The sequence below is a fragment of the Escherichia sp. E2562 genome (assembly GCF_005781075.1).
Taxonomy (GTDB): Bacteria; Pseudomonadota; Gammaproteobacteria; order Enterobacterales; family Enterobacteriaceae; genus Escherichia.
The window spans coordinates 48,067-67,876 of sequence record NZ_VATM01000019.1 but is presented as its reverse complement, the minus strand read 5'-3'; the positions used below and the strand labels follow the sequence as shown (position 1 = coordinate 67,876).

The 19,810-nt window shown below is 52.7% G+C and carries 14 protein-coding genes; 4 read left to right on the top strand and 10 right to left on the bottom strand.

Annotated elements, in window-relative coordinates; genetic code table 11:
* Positions 1-70: 70 nt before the first annotated feature.
* Complete coding sequence (gene arcB, locus FEK43_RS19705; RefSeq protein WP_130219189.1) at positions 71-2,407, bottom strand: aerobic respiration two-component sensor histidine kinase ArcB; 2,337 nt, start codon at positions 2,405-2,407, stop codon at positions 71-73.
* Between the two features lie 95 nt (positions 2,408-2,502).
* Complete coding sequence (locus FEK43_RS19700) at positions 2,503-3,432, bottom strand: TIGR01212 family radical SAM protein (protein ID WP_135407969.1); 930 nt, start codon at positions 3,430-3,432, stop codon at positions 2,503-2,505.
* 674 nt (positions 3,433-4,106) lie between these two features.
* Between FEK43_RS19700 and gltB the strand changes: the two genes are divergently transcribed.
* From gltB to FEK43_RS19685, 3 genes are all read left to right on the top strand, one after another.
* Positions 4,107-8,567 (top strand): glutamate synthase large subunit, encoded by a 4,461-nt coding sequence (gene gltB / locus FEK43_RS19695; RefSeq protein WP_135407971.1) that lies wholly within the window; start codon positions 4,107-4,109, stop codon positions 8,565-8,567.
* Positions 8,568-8,579: 12 nt separating this feature from the next.
* Positions 8,580-9,998: a glutamate synthase subunit GltD gene (gltD, locus tag FEK43_RS19690; RefSeq protein ID WP_135407973.1), complete on the top strand. Its 1,419-nt coding sequence runs from the start codon at positions 8,580-8,582 to the stop codon at positions 9,996-9,998.
* 183 nt (positions 9,999-10,181) lie between these two features.
* Positions 10,182-11,231 (top strand): PDDEXK nuclease domain-containing protein, encoded by a 1,050-nt coding sequence (locus tag FEK43_RS19685; protein ID WP_135407976.1) that lies wholly within the window; start codon positions 10,182-10,184, stop codon positions 11,229-11,231.
* 59 nt (positions 11,232-11,290) lie between these two features.
* On the opposite strand, the gene nanQ is transcribed toward FEK43_RS19685, so the two are convergent.
* The 6 genes from nanQ to nanR all read right to left on the bottom strand — a co-directional run bounded on the left by nanQ (position 11,291) and on the right by nanR (position 16,767).
* Complete coding sequence (gene nanQ / locus FEK43_RS19680) at positions 11,291-11,755, bottom strand: N-acetylneuraminate anomerase (protein WP_000979882.1); 465 nt, start codon at positions 11,753-11,755, stop codon at positions 11,291-11,293.
* Positions 11,752-12,627, bottom strand: coding sequence for an N-acetylmannosamine kinase (nanK, locus tag FEK43_RS19675; RefSeq protein ID WP_135407978.1), 876 nt, complete (start codon positions 12,625-12,627; stop codon positions 11,752-11,754). Before nanK ends, nanQ begins: the two co-directional genes overlap by 4 nt.
* A complete protein-coding gene (locus tag FEK43_RS19670) occupies positions 12,624-13,313 on the bottom strand; it encodes an N-acetylmannosamine-6-phosphate 2-epimerase (protein WP_000054239.1) in 690 nt (229 codons plus the stop codon). Before FEK43_RS19670 ends, nanK begins: the two co-directional genes overlap by 4 nt.
* Positions 13,314-13,360: 47 nt before the next feature.
* Positions 13,361-14,851: a sialic acid transporter NanT gene (gene nanT, locus FEK43_RS19665; RefSeq protein ID WP_135407980.1), complete on the bottom strand. Its 1,491-nt coding sequence runs from the start codon at positions 14,849-14,851 to the stop codon at positions 13,361-13,363.
* Positions 14,852-14,959: 108 nt separating this feature from the next.
* A complete protein-coding gene (nanA, locus tag FEK43_RS19660) occupies positions 14,960-15,853 on the bottom strand; it encodes an N-acetylneuraminate lyase (RefSeq protein ID WP_130260181.1) in 894 nt (297 codons plus the stop codon).
* A 122-nt stretch (positions 15,854-15,975) separates the two neighbouring features.
* On the bottom strand, positions 15,976-16,767 hold the full coding sequence (gene nanR, locus FEK43_RS19655; protein ID WP_131160901.1) for a transcriptional regulator NanR: 792 nt from the start codon (positions 16,765-16,767) through the stop codon (positions 15,976-15,978).
* A gap of 380 nt (positions 16,768-17,147) precedes the next feature.
* Between nanR and dcuC the strand changes: the two genes are divergently transcribed.
* The gene (dcuC, locus tag FEK43_RS19650; RefSeq protein ID WP_135407983.1) at positions 17,148-18,515 is read left to right on the top strand and encodes an anaerobic C4-dicarboxylate transporter DcuC; all 1,368 of its coding nucleotides are present in this window, start codon (positions 17,148-17,150) and stop codon (positions 18,513-18,515) included.
* A gap of 43 nt (positions 18,516-18,558) precedes the next feature.
* On the opposite strand, the gene sspB is transcribed toward dcuC, so the two are convergent.
* Both sspB and sspA read right to left on the bottom strand, forming a co-directional pair.
* On the bottom strand, positions 18,559-19,056 hold the full coding sequence (sspB, locus tag FEK43_RS19645) for a ClpXP protease specificity-enhancing factor (protein ID WP_064529500.1): 498 nt from the start codon (positions 19,054-19,056) through the stop codon (positions 18,559-18,561).
* A 5-nt stretch (positions 19,057-19,061) separates the two neighbouring features.
* Positions 19,062-19,700, bottom strand: a complete 639-nt coding sequence (gene sspA, locus FEK43_RS19640; protein ID WP_000257293.1) for a stringent starvation protein SspA — start codon at positions 19,698-19,700, stop codon at positions 19,062-19,064.
* Positions 19,701-19,810 lie beyond the last annotated feature (110 nt).

Here is a 19,810-nt window from a genome sequence, read left to right as displayed (position 1 = left end):
AAAAAATTACGGCGCAGCCAAGATTTCCCTGGTGTTGGCGCAGTATTCGCGCACCCCGGTTTAGCCGGGGTCATTTTTTAGCGGCTTTTGCCACCCACGCTTTCAGCACTTCTACGTCGTGACGCCACTCTTCTTTCATCTCTTCAATCCATTCACCAACATTATCTTCCCATGCAGGAAGATCGGGAGACTGAATTTGCTGACCCAGCTGTTGTAAATGGCGTAACCCCACAGAACCCGCTGCGCCTTTAATTTTATGTCCTTCCTCAACGATGCCTTTTTTGTCCTGTGCCGTCAGGTTCGACTCCAGTACGCTGACATAGCCCGGCATCATCTTCTCAAACACGGCCAACCCGTCGGTAATCAACTTCGGTCCTACAAGTTCGAGATACTGTTCCAGCATGGGAATATCGAGCAATGCTTCTGATTTACCACTCTCTTCTGTCGTCACCGTGCTCTCCTCATCATCCTGGGTATCCCAGAATTTCTTGATCATCGCGGTTAGTGCCGGAACAGAAAGCGGCTTACTCAGCACATCATCCATTCCAGCATTGAGGTACTCTTGTTTATCTTTCAGCACGTTGGCGGTTAAGGCCACCAGCGGTGGTAAATCTTCACGCGGATAACGCTTCGTCAGTTCTCGTGATATATCCAGCCCGGTCATATCTGGTAACTGAATATCCAGCAATACAAGGTCGTATTCGCCCGGCTTAAACATCTCCAGTGCTGCCTTACCAGACATCGCCACATCAACGCTGTTGCCCAGTTTTTCCAGCACCGAACGGGCAACGATGACGTTCAGCTCAATGTCCTCTACCAACAGCACATTCAGCGCCGGTAAAGGCATATCATCTTCGTCAAACGCATCATCCACTTCTTCCGCCACCGACGGCGCGTGGATCGTCAGGGTAAAGGTAGAGCCTTTACCTTGTTCGCTGGTGACAGTGATATCACCGCCCATATTTTTCGCCAGTCGACGAGAAACCGCCAGGCCAATACCCGTACCGGTTGCAGGTTTGCCACCGTGGCTGTCTTTCACCTGATAATACATGGCGAAAATTTTATCCAGTTCATTCTGTGGAATACCGATGCCGGAGTCTTCCACTTCAAAATGCAGCATGTCGCCTTCGTCATAACGTACGCGAACAGTCACCTGGCCCTTCTGGGTAAATTTCACAGCGTTACTGATTAAGTTCCACAGGATCTGGCGTAAGCGAGTCCCGTCGGTAATCACCTGATGCGGCAGCGGCAGTGTTGGTTCAAGAACAAAGCGCAAGCCTTTTTGTTGCGCCTGCAGTGCGGAGAGGTTTTCCAGATCGGCCAGGAAGCTGGTGAAATCAACCGGCTGGTTATCGAGCTGAACTTTACGTCGCTCCATCTTATCCATATCAATAATATCGTTGAAGATATTCCCCAAAGTGATGGCGGAAACATGGATAGTTTTGAGATATTTTTCCTGCTCGGCGGTGAGCTCTGTATCCAGCAGAATTCGGCTTAAGCCGACGATACCGTTCAGCGGCGTACGCAACTCATGACTGATGGTGGAGATAAAGGTTGTTTTGTCGCGGCTGGCGCGTTCTAGCGCATCCTGATAACGCTTACGCTCGGTAATGTCGCGGCCGAACCCCATCAAGCCGTGGCGTTTACCCACGCGGTCGTAGTACGGCACTTTACGGATTTCAAAGCAGGCTTTGCGTCCATCCGGATAATCCAGCCACTGTTCATAGGTCAGTGACACATTATGACGGAACACCTTCTCGTCGGTTTCAATGACTTTCGCTGCGGCTTCCGGCGAGTAAACGTCCGCAGGTTTCAAATGCACCAACTGTTTTTCGCTTTTCCCGGTCAGCAGTTCCATCGCACGGTTACAGCCGGAAAACTCTTTATCTTCGTTACGGTAAAAAACCAGATCGGGTGAAGCATCAAGGAAGGAACGTAAGAACGAAGATTGTTGTTCGAGTTGAATTTGCGTCTCTTCGCGCTCTTTGATTTCAATTTTCAGCTGACCGAAGGTTTCCTGCAGTTCTGCTTCTGCTTTTTCACGAACGGCGATTTCCTGATTTAGCTGGGCAATATTATCTTTTAACTGAACGTTGAGGCTTAGATCGCGCTCGCGCATCTCCTCCAGCTTTTGTACCAGACGTGACAGGCGTTGCCGTGACTCCTCGAGTTGCTCAACGACTACCGAAAGAAAGTAGACCGCCCATGGCGTAATCAACAAACCAAAGAAAATAGAGCGGATAACATCAATGCTTTCGACCTGACCATGCAGCACCATGGTTACCGCCATTTGTACCACAATGGCAAGAACGACGAGGGCCAGCGCCAGCAACATTGAGAAGCGCACCAGACCTAACTTCATCATCAGGTCAACATAGTACTGCGCCAGCAGACGAATTTGCTTCATTAGGGGATTCCTTCACGACAACCTGCCCCAATAATACCCAATTCTGACAGTTACGTTATAAATTGTGTGAGAAATGCGGAATTCCCCTCAATGGCCTACGCCGTTGGAGGTAGCCACGGACGTCCCAGCGCCGATCCCTGTACGCCATGTTCAGTAAGATAGCGACCCAACTCAACCATACCCGTCCAGCGATTTTCACACCATAGCGGTGCAAGTAGCGTCGGGCGACGGGCGCTGGCGGAAATGCGGTGGTAGATCACTTCCGGCGGCGTATGGCGAATCATTTCTCCGGCAGTGAGCGTGTAATCTTCCAGTTCGATACCGTTCAAACGCCCCGCTTCCCAGGCTTTCGCCATAATGCTGCCTTTTACAATATGCAGCGGATGCAGCTTTATACCGTCCACGCCGGTTTCAACCACTCGCTCCAGCGTTTGCAAACATTCAGCCTGCCCTTCGCCAGGCAGTCCGACAATTAAGTGAGAACACACCTTCAGACCGCGCTGACGTGCCTGCTGGGTTGTACGCTGATAACAGGCAAAATCATGGCCGCGATTGATGCGATGCAGCGTTTTGTCGTGTGCGGTTTGCAGCCCCAGTTCCAGCCACACTTCATAGCCCTGGTCTTTATATTCACAAAGCAGATCAAGCACCGCATCTGGCACGCAGTCCGGGCGCGTACCAACACACAAACCAACGATATTGGCCTGGCTTACCGCCTGTTGATACATAGAACGCAGCACCTGAACTTCCGCAAAGGTGCTGGTATACGCCTGAAAGTAAGCCAGATAGCGTTTCGCGCGGTTAACTAAATTCGCCTGGTGCGCCAGTTGCTCGGCAATGGAACGATGTTGCTGCGCTTCATCGGCAAACGAGGCAACATTACAGAATGTGCAGCCGCCACGCCCGATGGTACCGTCACGGTTAGGGCAGCTAAAACCGCCGTGCAGCGTCAGCTTATGCACCTTTTGCCCATAGCGACGGGTGAGATCACCACCAAACATATTGACTAATTTCTGTAACTGCATAATCTGATAGACCGCGCCTTGAAAAGAGGCCAAAGCCTGCCATTTTTAGCTCAATTCGGCGATGACCTGGATCAATCGCCCCGGCTTGCTTTTATCAACTGCATAATCAATCAAAATTACCGAAATTTCATGCATAATCACATAAATCACTTTTGCTTATCTTGTGTCAGATTTTTTTATCTCCTTATGGATTTTAGGCAAAAACAGTAGCATGAAACGTCATTACCAATTAAGGCAGTATAAAATGCTAGTTTTCTCGTCAGTTCAAGACAGGATAAGGGTTAACACGCCTTAATGACAGTCAGGAATTGGCTGTTTCTCTAACGACGTCCTCTTTAGCCTTAAATAGAAAATCTATTTTAATTTCAGCTAATTAATAAAGAGTTTTGCGCTAAGGCACATTTTTGTACCAATAAGCTTGCCATTTGACCTGTATCAGCTTTCCCGATAAGTTGGAAATCCGCTGGAAGCTTTCTGGATGAGCAGCCTGCTCATCATATTTATGCAGTAATTGAGATCCCCTCTTCACCGTATTAACCGATGCGAAAAGGACAACAAGGGGGCGAATGCGAGGCGCGCGTATGACACGCAAACCCCGTCGCCACGCTCTTTCTGTGCCCGTGCGTAGCGGTTCGGAAGTGGGGTTCCCGCAGAGCCTGGGGAGGTTCACTGATATGTTGTACGATAAATCCCTTGAGAAGGATAACTGTGGTTTCGGCCTGATCGCCCACATAGAAGGCGAACCTAGCCACAAGGTAGTGCGTACTGCAATACACGCACTGGCCCGAATGCAGCACCGTGGTGCGATTCTCGCCGATGGTAAAACCGGTGACGGTTGCGGCCTGCTATTACAAAAACCGGATCGCTTTTTTCGCATCGTTGCGCAGGAGCGCGGCTGGCGTTTAGCAAAAAACTACGCCGTCGGGATGCTCTTCCTGAATAAAGATCCTGAACTCGCCGCTGCCGCACGCCGCATCGTTGAAGAAGAGCTGCAACGCGAAACCTTGTCGATTGTGGGCTGGCGTGATGTCCTCACTAACGAAGGCGTGCTGGGTGAAATCGCCCTCTCTTCTCTGCCGCGCATTGAGCAAATTTTCGTTAACGCTCCGGCTGGCTGGCGTCCGCGTGATATGGAGCGCCGTCTGTTTATCGCCCGCCGCCGCATTGAAAAGCGTCTCGAAGCCGACAAAGACTTCTACGTCTGTAGCCTGTCGAATCTGGTGAACATCTATAAAGGTCTGTGTATGCCGGCAGATCTGCCGCGCTTTTATCTGGATCTTGCGGACCTGCGTCTGGAATCTGCCATTTGCCTGTTCCACCAGCGCTTCTCCACTAACACCGTACCGCGCTGGCCGCTGGCGCAGCCGTTCCGCTATCTGGCGCATAACGGCGAGATCAACACCATTACCGGTAACCGCCAATGGGCGCGCGCCCGTACCTATAAATTCCAGACGCCACTGATCCCTGACCTGCACGACGCCGCGCCGTTCGTCAACGAAACCGGTTCCGACTCCAGCTCAATGGATAACATGCTGGAACTGTTGCTGGCTGGCGGGATGGATATCATCCGCGCTATGCGTCTGTTAGTACCACCCGCCTGGCAGAACAACCCGGATATGGACCCGGAACTGCGTGCCTTCTTTGACTTTAACTCCATGCATATGGAGCCGTGGGATGGCCCGGCGGGCATCGTGATGTCTGACGGTCGTTTTGCCGCCTGTAACCTTGACCGTAACGGTCTGCGTCCGGCGCGCTATGTCATCACCAAAGATAAGCTCATCACCTGCGCCTCTGAAGTCGGTATCTGGGATTATCAGCCTGACGAAGTGGTCGAAAAAGGCCGCGTCGGGCCAGGCGAACTGATGGTAATCGACACTCGCAGTGGGCGCATTCTGCACTCGGCAGAAACCGATGACGATCTGAAAAGCCGCCATCCATATAAAGAGTGGATGGAGAAAAACGTCCGCCGTCTGGTACCGTTTGAAGATCTGCCCGATGAAGAAGTGGGTAGCCGCGAACTGGACGACGACACGCTTGCCAGCTACCAGAAACAGTTTAACTACAGCGCGGAAGAGCTGGACTCTGTAATCCGTGTGCTGGGCGAAAACGGCCAGGAGGCGGTCGGTTCGATGGGCGACGACACTCCATTCGCCGTGCTCTCCAGTCAACCGCGCATTATTTACGACTATTTCCGTCAGCAGTTTGCGCAGGTAACCAACCCGCCAATCGACCCGCTGCGTGAAGCGCATGTTATGTCGCTCGCCACCAGCATCGGTCGTGAAATGAACGTCTTCTGCGAAGCAGAAGGCCAGGCGCACCGTTTAAGCTTTAAATCGCCGATTCTGCTCTACTCCGATTTCAAACAGCTCACGACGATGAAAGAGGAGCACTACCGCGCAGATACGCTGGATATCACCTTTGACGTTACTAAAACCACGCTCGAAGCGACGGTCAAAGAGCTGTGCGACAAAGCCGAAAAAATGGTACGTAGCGGCACCGTATTGCTGGTGCTTTCCGACCGGAATATCGGCAAAGATCGCCTGCCAGTTCCGGCCCCGATGGCGGTTGGCGCAATCCAGACCCGTCTGGTCGATCAAAGTCTGCGTTGCGATGCCAACATCATTGTCGAAACCGCCAGCGCCCGCGATCCGCACCATTTCGCCGTGTTGCTGGGCTTCGGCGCGACGGCTATATATCCGTACCTTGCCTATGAAACGCTGGGCCGCCTGGTAGACACTCAGGCGATTGCCAAAAATTATCGTACCGTGATGCTGAACTACCGTAACGGCATCAACAAAGGCTTGTACAAAATCATGTCCAAAATGGGCATCTCCACCATCGCCTCTTACCGCTGCTCGAAACTGTTTGAAGCGGTCGGTCTGCACGATGATGTAGTGGGCCTGTGCTTCCAGGGCGCGGTTAGCCGCATTGGCGGGGCGAGCTTTGAAGACTTCCAGCAGGATCTGCTGAATCTGTCGAAACGAGCCTGGCTGGCGCGCAAGCCCATCAGCCAGGGCGGCCTGCTGAAATATGTGCACGGCGGCGAATACCACGCCTACAACCCGGACGTGGTGCGCACGCTGCAACAGGCGGTCCAGAGTGGCGAGTACAGCGACTATCAGGAATACGCGAAGCTGGTTAATGAGCGTCCGGCAACAACGCTGCGCGATCTGCTGGCAATTACGCCGGGTGATGAAGCGATCAACATTGCTGATGTTGAACCGGCAAGCGAACTGTTTAAACGCTTCGATACCGCTGCAATGTCTATTGGCGCATTAAGCCCGGAAGCCCACGAAGCGCTGGCAGAAGCGATGAACAGCATCGGCGGTAACTCGAACTCCGGTGAAGGTGGTGAAGACCCTGCCCGCTATGGCACCAACAAAGTGTCGCGCATCAAGCAGGTGGCTTCCGGTCGATTCGGTGTTACTCCGGCGTACCTGGTCAATGCCGACGTCATTCAGATTAAAGTCGCCCAGGGCGCGAAGCCGGGTGAAGGCGGTCAGTTGCCGGGCGATAAAGTCACGCCTTACATCGCCAAACTGCGCTATTCGGTGCCGGGCGTGACACTGATCTCCCCGCCGCCGCACCACGATATCTACTCTATCGAGGACCTGGCGCAGCTGATTTTCGACCTCAAGCAGGTCAACCCGAAAGCGATGATCTCCGTAAAACTGGTGTCCGAACCGGGCGTCGGTACCATCGCGACTGGCGTGGCGAAAGCTTATGCCGATTTAATCACCATCGCAGGCTATGACGGCGGTACGGGGGCAAGCCCGCTGTCGTCGGTGAAATATGCAGGCTGCCCGTGGGAACTCGGTCTGGTGGAAACCCAGCAGGCGCTGGTTGCTAACGGTCTACGTCATAAAATTCGGTTGCAGGTTGATGGCGGCCTGAAAACGGGCGTTGATATCATCAAAGCGGCGATTCTCGGCGCAGAAAGCTTTGGCTTCGGCACTGGTCCGATGGTGGCGCTCGGCTGTAAATATCTGCGAATCTGCCACCTGAACAACTGCGCAACGGGTGTGGCAACTCAGGACGACAAACTGCGTAAGAATCACTATCACGGCCTGCCGTTCAAGGTGACGAATTACTTTGAGTTTATCGCCCGTGAAACCCGCGAGCTGATGGCACAGTTGGGCGTAACGCGTCTGGTGGATCTGATTGGTCGCACCGACCTGCTGAAAGAGCTGGACGGTTTCACCGCCAAACAGCAGAAACTGGCGCTGTCGAAGCTGCTGGAGACTGCCGAGCCTAAGGCTGGTAAGGCGCTCTACTGCACCGAAAACAACCCGCCGTTTGATAACGGCCTGCTGAATGCGCAGTTGCTGCAACAGGCGAAACCGTTTGTGGATGAACGCCAGAGCAAAACCTTCTGGTTCGATATTCGCAACACCGACCGTTCTGTCGGCGCGTCGCTTTCAGGCTATATCGCCCAGACGCACGGCGATCAGGGGCTGGCAGCCGATCCTATCAAAGCGTACTTCAACGGCACCGCAGGCCAGAGCTTCGGCGTGTGGAATGCGGGCGGCGTAGAGCTGTATCTGACGGGCGATGCCAACGACTATGTTGGTAAAGGCATGGCGGGCGGCTTAATCGCCATTCGTCCTCCGGTTGGCTCAGCCTTCCGCAGCCATGAAGCAAGCATTATCGGCAACACCTGCCTGTACGGCGCCACTGGTGGTCGTCTGTATGCCGCAGGCCGCGCGGGTGAACGTTTCGGTGTGCGTAACTCGGGTGCGATTACCGTGGTTGAAGGCATTGGCGACAACGGCTGTGAATATATGACGGGTGGTATTGTCTGTATTCTGGGTAAAACCGGCGTTAACTTCGGCGCAGGCATGACCGGCGGCTTCGCTTACGTTCTCGATGAAAGCGGCGATTTCCGCAAACGCGTTAACCCGGAACTGGTCGAGGTCTTAAGCGTTGACGATCTGGCGATCCATGAAGAGCATCTGCGTGGTCTTATCACCGAGCATGTGCAGCATACCGGTTCCCAGCGTGGTGAAGAGATTCTGGCGAACTGGTCAACCTTCGCCACTAAATTTGCACTGGTTAAACCGAAGTCCAGTGATGTAAAAGCACTGCTGGGTCACCGTAGTCGTAGCGCAGCAGAGTTGCGCGTGCAGGCGCAGTAAGGGGTAGCAACAATGAGTCAGAATGTTTATCAATTTATCGACCTGCAGCGCGTTGATCCGCCAAAGAAACCGCTAAAGATCCGCAAAATTGAGTTTGTTGAAATTTACGAGCCGTTTTCCGAAGGCCAGGCCAAAGCGCAGGCTGATCGCTGCCTGTCGTGCGGCAACCCATACTGCGAGTGGAAATGCCCGGTACACAACTACATCCCGAACTGGCTGAAGCTCGCCAACGAGGGGCGTATTTTTGAAGCGGCGGAACTGTCGCATCAGACCAACACGCTGCCGGAAGTATGCGGACGTGTCTGCCCGCAAGACCGTCTGTGCGAAGGTTCCTGCACCCTGAACGATGAGTTTGGCGCGGTGACCATCGGCAACATTGAGCGTTATATCAATGATAAAGCGTTCGAAATGGGCTGGCGCCCGGATCTGACAGGCGTGAAACAGACCGGTAAAAAAGTGGCGATTATCGGCGCAGGCCCGGCGGGTCTGGCGTGTGCGGATGTCCTGACGCGCAACGGCGTAAAAGCGGTCGTCTTCGACCGTCACCCGGAAATCGGCGGCCTGCTGACCTTCGGTATTCCGGCCTTCAAGCTGGAAAAAGAGGTAATGACGCGCCGCCGTGAAATCTTCACTGGCATGGGCATTGAGTTCAAACTCAATACCGAAGTGGGTCGTGACGTACAGCTGGACGATCTACTGAACGATTACGATGCTGTATTCCTTGGCGTCGGGACTTATCAGTCAATGCGCGGCGGGCTGGAAAACGAAGACGCCGATGGCGTGTACGCAGCGCTGCCGTTCCTCATCGCCAACACCAAACAGTTAATGGGCTTTGGTGAAACCAACGACGAACCGTTTGTCAGCATGGAAGGTAAACGCGTGGTGGTACTTGGCGGTGGCGACACTGCGATGGACTGCGTGCGCACGTCTGTACGCCAGGGGGCAAAGCACGTTACCTGTGCCTATCGTCGTGATGAAGAGAACATGCCAGGTTCCCGCCGCGAAGTGAAAAACGCGCGGGAAGAAGGTGTTGAGTTCAAATTCAACGTCCAGCCACTGGGGATTGAAGTGAACGGCAACGGTAAAGTCAGTGGCGTGAAAATGGTGCGTACCGAAATGGGCGAACCCGATGCCAAAGGCCGTCGCCGCGCGGAGATCGTGGCAGGGTCAGAACATATCGTTCCGGCAGATGCGGTGATCATGGCGTTTGGTTTCCGCCCACACAGCATGGAATGGCTGGCGAAACACAGCGTCGAGCTGGATTCGCAAGGCCGCATTATCGCCCCGGAAGGTAACGAAAACGCCTTCCAGACCAGTAACCCGAAAATCTTTGCTGGTGGCGATATCGTCCGTGGTTCCGACCTGGTGGTAACCGCCATTGCCGAAGGCCGTAAAGCGGCTGACGGCATTATGAACTGGCTGGAAGTTTAAACTCTGTCCCAGCGCCGCCTCCTCAGAAAAGAGTCGGCGCTGAAATTCTCCTTTCGTTCTGGAAAGCGCCTCGCATAATCTGAAGAAAACCAATGTAATACGCACACCTGGATTGTTACCGGCAGATGCCCGGCGTATAGCTGATTCCATTATTCAACACAGCTCCATATAAAGGGAAAGATAATGGAATCGCTCTCATTTCAAACCACCGCAGGCTATCAGCAAATCCACGACGGCATTATTCACCTGGTCGATAGTGCCCGGACGGAAACGGTACGTAGTGTTAACGCGTTAATGACCGCGACGTATTGGGAAATTGGCCGACGGATAGTCGAATTTGAACAAGGTGGTGAGGCTCGGGCCGCGTATGGTACGCAGCTAATCAAGCGGCTATCAAAGGATTTAAGTCTAAGGTATAAGCGTGGGTTCTCTGCAAAAAACTTACGCCAAATGAGGCTTTTTTACCTTTTTTATCAACATATTGAAATTCGGCAGACACTGTCTGCCAAATCTTTGCCTCTGCCCTGGTCCACTTATGTCCGCTTGCTTTCCGTTAAAAACGCTGACGCCCGCAGCTTTTATGAAAAAGAGACGCTCCGCTGTGGCTGGTCTGTTCGCCAGCTAGAGCGGCAAATTGCGACCCAGTTTTATGAGCGGACATTACTGTCATATGACAAATCAGCCATGCTGCAACAACACGCTCCTGCCGAGACGCATATTCTTCCGCAGCAGGCGATACGCGATCCCTTTGTGCTCGAATTTCTGGAATTAAAAGATGAATACTCAGAATCTGATTTTGAGGAGGCGCTGATCAACCACCTGATGGATTTCATGCTGGAACTTGGGGATGATTTTGCCTTTGTCGGTCGACAACGAAGGTTACGCATTGATGACAACTGGTTTCGGGTCGATCTGTTGTTTTTCCACCGCCGTTTACGCTGCCTGCTAATCGTCGATCTAAAAGTGGGCAAATTTAGCTATAGCGATGCCGGACAAATGAATATGTATCTCAACTATGCCAAAGAGCACTGGACGCTACCGGATGAAAATCCGCCCATCGGTCTGGTTCTCTGTGCAGAGAAAGGAGCCGGAGAAGCACATTATGCCCTGGCAGGTTTGCCTAACACCGTTCTGGCAAGTGAATATAAGATGCAGCTACCTGATGAGAAACAACTCGCGGATGAACTCGTTCGAACACAGGCGGTGCTAGAGGAAGGCTATAGACGCCGTTAATTTCAGCGGTTTCGAATTCTGCAGACGGTGTCTGCAGAATCTTTAAAACGAACTAAGTTTTAAGCCATTAAATCAGCCTTAACCTTCACCACAACCTTTTTAATCTCACCAGGTTCGCCAACAACGCATCCCGGTTTATGCGGTTCTCCTGGCATAAACACGGCGAACATTCCCGGTTTTAAGATGATGGCTTGCTCGTTATCAATGGTGCTGCAAAGCTGATAATCATCCTCATGGTGGAACTCTTCACACTGGCGCGCAGTGCCTGCCATGCCAAACAGAATCCGTTCCTCACCGTTTAATAACAGCTGGATATCAATGTATTGCTCGTGCAATTCCGCTTTTTTCTCAACGGGCGATTGAGTGTTAAACGTCATGACATTCATAAAGATATTGTCGCCCTGTAATTCGTAACGACCCGGTGCTTTTTCTTGTGGTCTGGCAGCTAATGCCAGCGTTAACGCGTCCTGTAACGCAGGATGTAATCCGGCAGACGGTAATGACTGTACTTCACCCATCATCATAATTTTTCTCCCTGGGCCAACAGCGCAGCCCCAAGTAAACCTGCATCATGGCGGTAGTGCGCCGCCAGTAAATCAACATGAAATGCCGCTGGCTCCTGCGCCAGATACGTTTCCACTAACGCCAGATACCCTTCTGCCAGACCAACGCTGCCACCGACCACTACACACTGGCAATCAGTTGTGGCTTTAATATCAGCGATCAGCCTTGCAAGCGTACGTGCGGAGCGGTGAATCAGTTGCTGCGCCTGTTCGTCGCCCTGCCCGGCGCGCGTGAAAATGGTTTTCGCATCCGCGCCCATGAGTTCACCCTGCGCTGCCGCTGCAATGCCGCGACCAGAAGCAATCGCTTCCACGCAACCTGTGCGTCCACAGCCGCAGACCGGGCCGTGTGGATCGGCAAGCGTATGCCCGATATGCCCCGCCAGACCACCAGGGCCGGTCAGCAACTTGCCGCCGCTCACTACACCGCCGCCGACGCCAGTGGAAACGGTGATAAACACCATCTCGGTTACATCGCCTTCCAGCGCCTGATACTCCGCCCATGCTGCGGCCTGCGCATCATTAATGGCAATGGTCGGCAAATCAGTAAGTTGCTCCAGCGTTTTGACTAACGGAAAGTGTAGCAATCCACCGAGATTATGCGGATTCAGCGCCAATAAGCTGCCGTCGCGAATAATTCCGGTTGAAGCGATAGCAACCCGCTGCGCATGAGCTTGCAACGGAGAGACTAATGCAGATAAGGCATCACGCAGCGCCTGCGGCGTCTGGCTGGCAGGCGTAGGAAGTTCTCGACGATCGCGGATCTGCCCGTCAGCGCCAATCAGCGCGGCGGCAAGTTTAGTACCGCCGATATCAATCGCCAGTGTGGTCATAGCACCGCCTTTTTCATCGCTGTGTTGTACCACTGGCAAATGTGTTCAAGACGTGTGATAGCAGAACCTACCGTCACCGCCCACGCGCCGTGGCGCATCGCATCCGCCGCCTGAGCAGGCGTGTTGTAACGCCCTTCGGCAATCACCCGACATCCGGCGTCGCTCAACGTTTTCACCAGCGCCAGATCCGGCTCTTCTGGCGTTTCAGGCGTGGTATAGCCAGAAAGCGTAGTGCCAATAATTTCGGCTCCCAGCTTTTGGCATGCCAGGCCGTCTTCCGGCGTTGAGCAGTCGGTCATCGCCAGTAAACCGTGATGGTGAATACGTGCCAGCAGCGTTTCAACAGGCACCGGACGCGGGCGGTCGGTGCCGTCAATGGCGATAATGTCCGCGCCCGCCTGCGCCAGCGCATCGACATCTTCAATATAGGCCGTGATGCGTACCGGAGAATCCTCCAGATCGCGTTTCACAATCCCGATAATCGGCACACTCACCACCGCACGCGTGGCTTGCAGATTTGCCACACCTTCGATGCGAATGGCAACCGCACCCGCCTGCTCTGCCGCTAATGCCATGGCAGCGACGATTTCCGGTTTATCGAGTGGGCTGTCAGGCACCGGCTGGCAGGAGACAATCAGGCCGCCGTTGGCAGCGATTTTTTGATCCAGTTGTGCAAGTAACGACATACATCTTCCCTTAGCGAAAGGCCCGGTACATAGACCGGGCAACAGGATTAACTTTTGGTTTTGACTAAATCGTTTTTGGCGCGGCCAAATGGCACGGCACCACTAAATGGTTTGCCGTCGATAGCGTCATGAGTACGCAATGCTTCCGGGCGCAGCCAACGCTGAACGCGGGAAGGCATATCCAGACCAATCAGCAGGATCACCACAAATGTCAGACTGAACGAGAGCGATGCCAGCGCAGTACCCAGATCCAGACGTTGAGCGATCAACGCACCGATGATTGGGGCCAGTGCACCGCCCAATGCGCCAACGTTGTAGGTAAAGCCCAGGCCCGCTGCACGCTGGTCGGTATCGAAATAACCGCCAATCAGTTTCGGTAAGATCCCGGCGATCCCTTGTCCAAGCATTTGCTGGAAGAACAGTAACAGACCAAGTACCCAGACGTTTGCGCCGCCAATCGCAAATACCGGAATAATCAGCAATTGCGAAGCTAACAGGCTACAAACATAGGCTTTGCGCGTTCCCAGCCAGTCACCGAGGAAGCCGCCGACACAGCAACCCACCGCCGCCCCAAAGCCGCTAAAGAACAGCACATTGGCGACAGTATGCGGGTCATAAGCAAGATCGGTTTTCAGATATGTTGGCAGCAGTGCCTGAATCGGCCACGAGTAGAGGAAAGCAAATAACACAACCACCATCAGCATTACGCCTGTTGGCCAGCGTTTGCCCGTACTCTGTACCATAAAGCTGATAAAGATTGCGGCGCATAACAGCCCGAGAACAGCGACGATTGCGGCATTTTGCAGGTTACCGGCGAAGCAGAACCACAGCGCAGTAGCCGCCGCCAGCGTCATCACGATATTGGCGATGCGATGTTCACCACGGTAGAGAATATCCACCATCGTGCGCACCGGTGCTTTGCCCCCGTGTTTCTCTTTCCAGTCTTCCGCTTCCGGGATGTTTTTCCGCAACCAGAGAGCAAAGATGATCGGTAAGATGCCGATAAAGAACAGTGCACGCCAGCCCCAGACCGGGACTACCAGACTATAGACCTGGGCGGCAACGACAGCCCCCACAGAGAAGCCGGAAATCAGAAAACCACTGGCTTTATTACGCAGGTGTTTTGGCCAGCTTTCAATCACATAGGTGGCGCTGGAACCGTACTCACCCGCCATTCCCATGCCTATCACCAGACGAGCGATAAACATAGTGATGTAACCAGGCGCAAAGCCGCAGGCCAGCGTCCCGACCGAGAAGAGTACGATACTGGTGACCATTGCCAGACGACGCCCGTAGCGATCGCCCATAGCGCCAAGCATCAGGCCGCCGAACCAACGAGAGATGAAGGCTGCGGAAATCAGACTTGCCGCCTGTACCGTTGTCAGCCCGAATTCACCTTGTACTTCAGTGAGTACCAGGGCAATCAAAACGAAATCAAAACCATCAAGTAGATATCCCAACCAGGCAGCGGAAAATGCCCGCCATTGTGCACGGTTGAGATGGCGATACCACGGGATATTCTGGGTTGTAGTACTCATTGTGAGTCTCCCGCGGTGGGCGATGCCCACACGCTTTGGTTTGAAAATTGTAGGGTACAGATGCGCTTATTTCCCCTCACCCGGTAGGGGCGAGCGAGGGGAAAGAACTCACCCGCGCTCTTGCATCAACTGCTGGGCAAGCGCCTTCAGTTCTGGCAGATATTTTTCATCAACCGGACCAAACGGTTTACGGCACAGCGGAACAGACACCACATCCATATAGTGCAGGACGGTTTTCAGGCCACGGAATACGCCAGTTTTAATCAGCAAATCAATGACTTTGTTGCACTCAGTTTGCAGTTTCTGCGCGGTCTGGATATCACCTTCTTTCAGCGCCTTCACGATACCCTGATAGCGCCAGCCCATAATGTTGTAAGTGCTGCCGATACCGCCGTCTGCGCCCGCCAGCAGGCCGGAAGCGAAGATTTCGTCGTAACCGTTATAGAGCACCAGATCCGGATGCTCACGACGGATCTGCTCCATCTGATAGAGATCGCCAGAGGTCTGTTTCAGTGCACCTACGCCAGGTAACGTAACCAGTGTATTGATCTGATCCAGAGTCAGTTTTACCCCGCTCAATGCCGGAATGTTGTACACCACCATCGGCAAACCATCCGCCGAGTCAATGATTGCCCGATAGTGATCGCAGTGTTCTTCAAAGCTGAAAGGATAGTAGAACGGCGTAACGGCGGAGACGGCATCGAAGCCATAACGTTTGGCTGAAGCCGCAAGCTGTTGGCTTTCAGCAGTACTGACGCAACCTACGTGAGCGATTAATTTAATCTTGCCTTTCGCCTCTTCGGCGACGATTTCCAGTACCTGTTCACGCTCGGAAATGCTCTGCACAAAGGCTTCGCCTGTCGACCCCCCCACGTACAAACCGTCGATGCCCTGCTGAATATTGAACTGAACCAGGCGGCGCAGACTCGCTTTGTCCAGTGCTTGTTGTTGGTCAAAAGGAGTCAGGAGTGCGGCCATCACGCCACGTAAATTCGTTGCCATAAATACCTCTGAAGTGATGCTTGTCTGTTGAAACGATATACCTTTATACCTGTTATACCAGATCAAATAAGCAACACATCATACAGAACGCTTATAATGCGATCTGCTTCACTAAAGTGGCATTATTTCTTTTTGTGGATGGTTTGGCCGAAGGCGTGCCAGGTGGCAGAAACGCTGTTGAGATGCGATTGCAACGCGCGATCGGCTTCGTCGGGATCGTGGCGGCGGATCGCGTCAACGATCGCAATATGTTGTTGATAGCTGACGTTATTATGCTCATGCAATGCCTGATCGGCGACCGTTGGGCGCGCGGCGATCAACCAGTCGAGCAAGGCAACGTGGATTGCCTTAAAGATCGGATTACCCGGGATCTCCGCCAGTACGCGGTGGAAATCAACGTCTGAACGAATGAACGCGGCATTGTTATCCAGCGACTGACTGTTGATTTCCAGGGCTTTTGCCAGCAAATCAATTTGTTCATCGGTGGCATGTTCAGCCGCATAGCGCACCAGGCTGGACTCAAAGAACAGACGTAACTGTTCGAAATGGGCTATCCCTCCTGGATGAGAAAGGAAATCTTTCGCCATACCGGACAGCTCGCCGATGATAGTGTCCGCAGAAGGACGCGAGACGCGAGCGCGCTCACCGTTATTTATTTGCACCAGACCTTTACGCTTTAACGCCGCCAGCGCTTCACGCACCGAAGGACGCCCGACGTTAAAGAACGCCATGAGTTCGCGCTCAGACGGCAACTGCTCCCCTTCGCCAAACTCGCGGCGGCGAATCATCTGCTCCAGCTCTTCTTCCACCATTTCGGAGAGTTTTTTACGCGCCAGCGGACGGCTACGCAAGTTGCGACCAATTGCAGGTGAAGAATCTTCGTTTTGCGAATCAAATGCGTTCATAAGGCCCATTCTTTAAGGTCAGTGTGATTAACATCATCAATGACATCCTATCACAGGAATGAAAGCAGGGTGAAACGAAGGGTTTTACTCTTCGTACACCATCATTATCGTAATTAATTTAATAATTAACTTTTGCGAAAAATAAATATAACGCAGATAAAAACATCCCAGCCAAATTATTTACAAGAATATTCATAGACATTATGAATATTATGAATGTGTTCTTGCGAAATAATCATAAATGTATATTTTATAATGAAAAATCCTCTTTATTACGATTAAAAAATTCGACACCAACACCATAAATAGCCTTGTAAAAAATATAACATCATTGTTTTCAATCTGCCATTACTGGGATTGACCATATTCTTTTGACACGGAGTTGAACAATGTTCGGCATAATTATTTCTGTCATCGTGTTAATAACGATGGGCTATTTGATCCTTAAAAATTACAAACCACAGGTGGTGCTGGCCACAGCGGGTATCTTCCTGATGATGTGTGGTGCCTGGTTAGGGTTTGGGGGTGTACTCGACCCCGCCAAAAGCAGCGGCTATTTGATTGTTGATATTTATAATGAAATCCTGCGCATGCTGTCCAACCGCATTGCCGGGTTGGGGCTGTCGATTATGGCGGTGGGCGGTTATGCCCGTTACATGGAGCGCATAGGAGCCAGTCGGGCGATGGTGAGCTTGTTAAGCCGCCCGTTAAAGCTCATTCGCTCACCGTATCTCATACTGTCGGCAACTTACGTCATCGGTCAAATCATGGCGCAGTTTATTACCAGCGCCTCCGGTCTGGGTATGTTGCTGATGGTCACGTTATTTCCGACGCTGGTGAGTCTGGGAGTAAGTCGCCTCTCTGCGGTGGCGGTTATCGCGACCACCATGTCTATTGAATGGGGAATTCTGGAAACGAACTCCATTTTTGCCGCCCAGGTAGCGGGAATGAAAATCGCCACTTACTTCTTCCACTATCAGCTACCGGTCGCCTCTTGTGTCATTCTCTCAGTGGCAATCTCCCACTTTTTCGTGCAACGCGCTTTTGACAAAAAAGATAAAAATATCAATCACGAACAGGCGGAGCAAAAGGATCTCGACAATGTCCCGCCGCTCTATTACGCCATTTTACCGGTGATGCCGTTAATCCTGATGCTCGGCTCGCTGTTCCTCGCCCACGTTGGGCTGATGCAGTCAGAACTGCATCTGGTGGTGGTGATGTTACTGAGTTTGACGGTGACGATGTTTGTTGAGTTCATCCACAAGCATAACTTGCGCGAAACAATGGACGATGTGCAGGCGTTTTTTGACGGCATGGGTACGCAGTTTGCCAACGTGGTAACGCTGGTGGTCGCTGGTGAAATATTTGCGAAAGGCTTAACGGCGATTGGCACCGTTGATGCGGTTATCAAAGGCGCAGAGCATTCTGGCCTTGGTGGCATTGGCGTGATGATTATTATGGCGCTGGTAATTGCCATTTGTGCCATTGTGATGGGCTCCGGCAATGCGCCATTTATGTCATTTGCCAGCCTTATTCCGAATATCGCTGCTGGACTGCACGTACCTGCGGTAGTGATGATTATGCCGATGCACTTTGCCACAACGCTGGCGCGTGCGGTTTCGCCGATTACTGCGGTAGTGGTAGTAACTTCAGGAATAGCAGGCGTTTCGCCCTTTGAAGTGGTGAAGCGGACTGCGATCCCAATGGCAGTCGGATTCGTGGTGAATATGATTGCCACAATTACGCTATTTTATTAAGCCCTTAAAACGACAAAACAGGCCACCTGGGCCTGTTTTTGTTTTACTTCACAACGCGTAATGCCGGGCGACCACCACGTGGCGGTTGCGGCGGTTCATCATCAGGATGATTATCATCATCGCGATCTGGCTTATCGCCATCAATGACCGACATAACGGTTTCATTATCTGCCGATACATCTTCATCATTCATGATGCTGGCATCTTCGTCGTAGGCAGCTTCAGGCTCGAACATCGTGCCTGCGCCATTTTCACGGGCGTAGATAGCCAGCACAGCAGCCAGCGGTACTGAAACTTGCCGCGGGATACCGCCAAAGCGCGCGTTAAAGCGCACTTCATCATTCGCCAGTTCCAGGTTGCCGACCGCACGCGGAGCAATGTTGAGTACGATTTGCCCGTCACGTGCATATTCCATAGGAACCTGCACGCCAGGGAGCGTCACATCCACCACCAGGTGCGGCGTGAGCTGGTTATCCAGCAACCACTCATAGAATGCACGCAGCAGATAGGGACGACGTGGTGTTAGCTGTGACAAATCCATACAGATTAACTCCGGCCCAGACGCATTTCACGTTCAGCTTCGGTTAAGGAAGCAAGGAAAGAGTCACGCTCAAAGACGCGGGTCATATAGCCTTTCAGCTCTTTCGCACCCGGGCCGCTGAACTCGATGCCCAGTTGCGGCAGACGCCACAGCAGCGGAGCAAGGTAGCAATCGACCAGGCTGAACTCATCGCTCAGGAAGTACGGCTTCTGACCGAAGACCGGCGCAATAGCCAGCAGTTCTTCGCGCAGTTGCTTACGAGCGGCATCCGCTTCAGAGGCTGAACCGTTGATGATGGTGTTCATCAGCGTGTACCAGTCTTTTTCGATGCGGTGCATGTACAGGCGGCTTTCACCGCGAGCTACCGGGTAAACAGGCATCAGTGGCGGATGCGGGAAACGCTCATCCAGGTATTCCATAATGATGCGAGATTCCCACAGGGTCAGCTCACGATCCACCAGGGTCGGAACGCTCTGATTCGGGTTGAGGTCAATCAGATCCTGAGGCGGATTGTCCTTTTCCACGTGTTCGATCTCGAAACTTACACCTTTTTCAGCCAGCACGATGCGGACCTGATGGCTATAGATGTCAGTAGGACCGGAAAACAGCGTCATTACCGAACGTTTGTTGGCAGCGACAGCCATGAAAACCTCCAGGTATAGTCAGAATTTTTACTGCTACCAGCCACCAGGTGGCCAGTCAGAAGTTGTGTTACCCAGTAAGGAACGACTCTCTTTGTTCGAAAAACAAACAA